Here is a 4747-nt window from a genome sequence, read left to right as displayed (position 1 = left end):
GTGTATGCCGCGCTGCTCGACTCGGCGGCCTCGGAGCTGGCTTCGCGCCAGCGCGCGATGAAGTCGGCGACCGACAACGCCGACGACTTGATCAAGGCGTTGACCCTCGAGGCCAACCGCGAGCGCCAGGCTCAGATCACCCAGGAAATCAGCGAAATCGTTGGCGGTGCGAATGCCCTCGCCGACGCCTCTCGGTAAGCCCCCCGGTAAGTACTAGGAAGCGAAGAAGATAATGACTGTTACCGCTGACAAGACAACCGCCGGCCGCGTGGTGCGCGTAACCGGCCCCGTCGTCGACGTCGAGTTCCCCCGGGGCGCGGTGCCGGAGCTGTTCAACGCTCTGCACGCGGAGATCTCCTTCTCGGAGCTGGCCAAGACGCTGACCCTCGAGGTCGCCCAGCACCTGGGTGACAACCTGGTCCGCACCATTTCGATGCAGCCCACCGACGGCCTGGTGCGTGGCACCGCGGTCACCGACACCGGCGCCGCGATCTCGGTGCCGGTGGGGCACGAGGTCAAGGGTCACGTGTTCAACGCCCTCGGGCACTGCCTCGACAAGCCGGGCTACGGCGAGGACTTCGAGCACTGGGGCATCCACCGGAAGCCCCCGGCCTTCAACGAGCTGGAACCGCGCACCGAGATGCTCGAGACCGGCCTAAAGGTCGTCGACCTGCTCACCCCGTACGTGCGTGGCGGCAAGATCGCCCTGTTCGGTGGTGCCGGCGTGGGCAAGACCGTGCTCATCCAGGAGATGATCAACCGTATCGCCCGCAACTTCGGTGGCACCTCGGTGTTCGCCGGCGTCGGGGAGCGCACCCGTGAGGGCAACGACCTGTGGGTCGAGCTCGAGGACGCCAACGTGCTTAAGGACACCGCCTTGGTGTTCGGCCAGATGGACGAGCCGCCGGGCACTCGTATGCGCGTGGCGCTGTCGGCCCTGACCATGGCCGAGTGGTTCCGCGACGAGGCGGGCCAGGACGTGCTGCTGTTCATCGACAACATCTTCCGGTTCACCCAGGCCGGCTCCGAGGTTTCGACCCTGCTGGGCCGCATGCCTTCGGCCGTGGGTTACCAGCCCACGCTGGCCGACGAGATGGGTGAGCTGCAGGAGCGGATCACCTCGACCCGGGGTCGGTCTATCACCTCGATGCAGGCCGTGTACGTGCCCGCCGACGACTACACCGACCCGGCTCCGGCGACTACGTTCGCGCACTTGGACGCGACCACCGAGCTGAGCCGTGCGGTGTTCTCCAAGGGCATCTTCCCGGCGGTGGACCCGCTGGCCTCCAGCTCGACCATCCTGGACCCGGCTATCGTCGGCGAAGACCACTACCGGGTCGCCCAGGAGGTCATCCGGGTCCTGCAGCGTTACAAGGACCTGCAGGACATCATCGCCATCCTCGGTATCGACGAGCTCTCCGAAGAGGACAAGCAGCTGGTCGGCCGGGCACGGCGTATCGAGCGGTTCCTGAGCCAGAACATGATGGCCGCCGAGCAGTTCACCGGCCAGCCGGGCTCGACGGTGCCGCTGAAGGAGACCATCGAGGCCTTCGACCGGTTGACCAAGGGTGACTTCGACCACCTGCCCGAGCAGGCGTTCTTCCTGATCGGTGGTCTCGACGACCTGGCCAAGAAGGCCGAGAGCCTCGGCGCCAAGCTGTGACCGGGTGTGTTCTGGGCGATGAGCGCTCGCGCGAAGAGCGTCCTACCAAGGCGAAAGGCGGTGGGTAATGGCAGAGCTTGACGTCGACATCGTCGCGGTCGATCGCAAGGTGTGGTCGGGAAAGGCCACGTTCATCTTCACCCGGACCACCGTCGGTGAGATCGGCATCCTGCCGGGACACATCCCGGTGGTTGCCGAGCTCGTCGACGACGCCATGGTGCGGGTGGACCGGGTCGAAGAGGACGAGCTGCGGCTCGCCGTGCACGGCGGCTTCCTGTCGGTGACCGAAGAGGGTGTCAGCATCTTGGCTGAGGCCGTCGACTTCACGTCAGAGATCGACGAGGCGTCCGCACGGCACGAGTCTCAGTCCACTGACCCCAAGATGGCTGCACGGGGGCGGGCCAGGCTGCGCGCCCTAGGTGTGATCGACTAAAAGACGTGAACCGATGAGCACGCCCATGATCTTTATGGTCGTGCTCGTCGCCGTTCTCCTCGGCGCTGTGGTGGCGCTGAGTTATCGGCTGTGGAAGCTGCGTCAAGGCGGTACGGCCGCGATCATGCGCGACCTTCCCGCGGTCGGTGGCCATGGCTGGCGTCACGGCGTGGTCCGCTACCGGGGCGGTGAAGCGGCTTTCTACCGTCTTTCCAGCGTGCGGTTGTGGCCGGATCGGCGGCTCAGTCGACGTGGTGTGGATGTGGTGTCCCGCCGTGCACCCCGCGGCGATGAATTCGACATCATGACTGATGAGATCGTGGTGCTCGAACTGTGCGATGTCCTGCAGGACCGTCGGGCCGGCTTCGAGATAGCGCTGGACCGCGGCGCACGGACCGCCTTCCTATCATGGCTGGAGGCACGCCCGTCGCCGCGGGCCCGGCGTCAAAGCTACTGAGGAAGCGGACGCCGTTGGCGCCGACTACTTTTCGGGGCGATCGGTGCGGTCGCCGCCGGGCTTCCAGAGCACATCACCATCGGCATTTGCCACTCGGCACAACACAAACATCAAGTCCGACAAGCGATTCAGATACTTCGCCGGCAGCACCGACACCCCATCCGGGTAGGTGTCGAGCGCAGCCCAGGCGGAGCGCTCGGCGCGGCGCACCGCGGTGCGGGCCACGTGCAGCAATGCCGACAGCGGTGACCCGCCCGGCAGGATGAATGAGTTGAGCGGCGGCAGCTGCTCGTTGTACTCGTCACACCACGTCTCCACGCGGTCGACGTAGTCGGCGGTGATCCGTAGCGGCGGGTACTTCGGATTCTCGGCAACCGGCGTGGCCAGATCCGCGCCCGTGTCGAACAGGTCGTTCTGAATGTGCAGCAGTGTGGCGCTCACCGCCGCGGAGGGTTCGCCGAGCGCAATCGCGACACCGATCGCGGCGTTGGCCTCCTCGACATCGGCATAGGCCACCAGTCGGGGATCGGTCTTGGGCACGCGGGAGAAATCGCTCAATCCGGTCGTACCGTCGTCGCCGGTACGGGTGTAAACGCGAGTGATGTGCACGGCCATAGCCCAAACCGTACCTGGGCAGGGAAGCGTCGCAATCCCCGCTTCGGCAGGAGACCGGATTGGTCGGGATTGAACTCGTGTCGTCACTACACTGACGCGAGTGGGAGAGCGTTTTGTGGTTACCGGAGGTAACCGATTGTCCGGTGAAGTCGCCGTCGGTGGCGCTAAGAACAGCGTCCTGAAGCTGATGGCGGCGGCATTGTTGGCGGAGGGCACCAGCACCATCACCAACTGCCCGGACATTCTGGACGTCCCGCTGATGGCTGAGGTGCTGCGCGGACTGGGCGCCAATGTCGAACTTGACGGCACCACGGTGCGCATCACCTCGCCGGACGAGCCCAAGTACGACGCGGACTTCGCCGCGGTGCGTCAGTTCCGGGCTTCGGTCTGTGTGCTGGGTCCCCTGGTGGGCCGGTGTCTGAAGGCGAAGGTCGCCTTACCGGGTGGCGACGCCATCGGGTCGCGCCCGCTCGACATGCATCAGGCCGGCCTGCGCCAGTTGGGCGCCACCTGCAATATCGAACACGGTTGTGTGGTCGCGCACGCCGAGAAGCTGCGCGGCGCCGAGATCCAGCTGGAGTTCCCGTCGGTCGGCGCCACCGAGAACATCTTGATGGCCGCGGTCCTGGCCGAAGGCGTCACGACTATCCACAACGCGGCGCGTGAGCCCGATGTCGCTGATCTCTGCACGATGCTCAACCAGATGGGGGCACAGATCGAAGGTGCGGGCTCCCCAACGCTGAAGATCACTGGGGTACCGCGGCTGCATCCCACCGAACACGAAGTGATCGGCGATCGGATTGTGGCAGCGACCTGGGCGATTGCTGCGGTGATGACCCGCGGCGACATCTCGGTTACCGGCGTGGACCCGGCCCACCTGCAGCTTGTGCTGCACAAGCTGCACGACGCGGGGGCGACCGTCACCCAGTCCGACAACGGCTTCCGGGTCGTGCAATACGAGCGGCCCAAGGCCGTCAACGTCGCGACCCTGCCGTTTCCGGGATTCCCCACTGACCTGCAGCCGATGGCGATCGGCCTCGCGGCGATTGCCGATGGCACGTCGATGATCACCGAGAACGTCTTCGAGGCCAGGTTCCGGTTCGTCGAGGAGATGATCCGCCTTGGGGCCGATGCGCGCACCGATGGCCACCATGCGGTGGTGCGTGGCCTGCCGCAGCTCTCGAGTGCACCCGTGTGGGCCTCCGACATCCGTGCGGGAGCCGGTTTGGTCCTTGCGGGCCTGGTCGCAGACGGTGAGACCGAGGTCCACGACGTCTACCACATCGATCGCGGCTACCCGTTGTTCGTGGAATATCTAGGCGATTTGGGCGCTGAGATAGAACGTGTAATATAGGTCGGGCCGGAGGGACGCGGACCGCGGAACTACCGGCAGTCTGGAAGTCCTTCCGGAAGCCCCGAAAAACTGGGAGTTGACTCAACTCCGAAAAGCGAGTACAGTGGCGGGGTTGCCTGAAGCCAGGCGGCGTGTTGTTTGAGAACTCAATAGTGTGTTTGGTGGTTTTTGTTTGTTGTTGTTTTTGCCATGCCTTCGGCGCCCCGTGTTGGGGGTGTGGTGTTT

General features: G+C 65.3%; 6 protein-coding genes. 5 read left to right on the top strand and 1 reads right to left on the bottom strand.

Features of this window, described 5'->3' with window-relative positions:
* From AC2VOG_RS00065 to AC2VOG_RS00050, 4 genes are all read left to right on the top strand, one after another.
* Nucleotides 1-198 (top strand): F0F1 ATP synthase subunit gamma (locus tag AC2VOG_RS00065; protein ID WP_486937870.1); only part of this gene is annotated, 198 nt, incomplete at its 5' end.
* A 34-nt stretch (nucleotides 199-232) separates the two neighbouring features.
* On the top strand, nucleotides 233-1663 hold the full coding sequence (gene atpD / locus AC2VOG_RS00060; protein WP_406760000.1) for a F0F1 ATP synthase subunit beta: 1431 nt from the start codon (nucleotides 233-235) through the stop codon (nucleotides 1661-1663).
* A gap of 67 nt (nucleotides 1664-1730) precedes the next feature.
* Nucleotides 1731-2096, top strand: coding sequence for a F0F1 ATP synthase subunit epsilon (locus tag AC2VOG_RS00055; protein WP_486937869.1), 366 nt, complete (start codon nucleotides 1731-1733; stop codon nucleotides 2094-2096).
* A gap of 13 nt (nucleotides 2097-2109) precedes the next feature.
* Nucleotides 2110-2553 carry a DUF2550 domain-containing protein gene (locus tag AC2VOG_RS00050; protein ID WP_486937868.1) on the top strand — a complete coding sequence of 148 codons (444 nt, stop codon included), beginning with the start codon at nucleotides 2110-2112 and terminating at the stop codon, nucleotides 2551-2553.
* Nucleotides 2554-2577: 24 nt separating this feature from the next.
* Here the strand turns inward: AC2VOG_RS00050 and AC2VOG_RS00045 are convergent, their stop codons facing one another.
* Nucleotides 2578-3168, bottom strand: a complete 591-nt coding sequence (locus AC2VOG_RS00045; protein WP_486937867.1) for a cob(I)yrinic acid a,c-diamide adenosyltransferase — start codon at nucleotides 3166-3168, stop codon at nucleotides 2578-2580.
* A gap of 100 nt (nucleotides 3169-3268) precedes the next feature.
* Between AC2VOG_RS00045 and murA the strand changes: the two genes are divergently transcribed.
* Complete coding sequence (gene murA / locus AC2VOG_RS00040) at nucleotides 3269-4522, top strand: UDP-N-acetylglucosamine 1-carboxyvinyltransferase (RefSeq protein WP_046287048.1); 1254 nt, start codon at nucleotides 3269-3271, stop codon at nucleotides 4520-4522.
* Nucleotides 4523-4747 lie beyond the last annotated feature (225 nt).

The sequence above is a fragment of the Mycobacterium sp. TH-M11 genome (assembly GCF_057473725.1).
This window is presented reverse-complemented; position numbering and strand designations above follow the sequence as displayed.